1 protein-coding gene is annotated in these 384 nt (G+C 68.2%); it reads right to left on the bottom strand.

Annotated elements, in window-relative coordinates:
* The coding region (locus AC1DOP_RS27365) for an outer membrane protein assembly factor BamB family protein (RefSeq protein ID WP_477254442.1) at positions 1–384 on the bottom strand (384 nt) is incomplete at both ends.

Raw genomic sequence — 384 nt, 5'->3', positions numbered from 1 at the left:
GCTCACGAACAGCGTGTTGCCGTCGAGCACCGGGGCGCCATCGACGTCGGCCATGCGGTCCAGCTCGGTACGGCCTTCGCCGGTACCCACGTTCTGGTCCCACAGCGTGCGGCCGTCCTGCATGGCCAGCGCAGCAACGCTGCCCTCGTCCTTGCCGATGAACAGCACGCCCGGACCCGCCACCACCGCCGCGTTGCCACGCACGGTCAGCGCCGGCAGCTCGCTGGGGTTGAACCACTTCTGGGTGCCGTTGCCGGCATCGAACGCGGTGACGCGACCATCATTGCTGCGCACGAAGACCATGCCCTGGGCAATGGCCGGTGCGGCGATGACTTCGTTGGGCACGCGTGCGCGCCACTTCTCGCTGCCATCGTTGATGTCCAG

The organism is Massilia sp. 01N410 (assembly GCF_056399665.1).
This window is presented reverse-complemented; position numbering and strand designations above follow the sequence as displayed.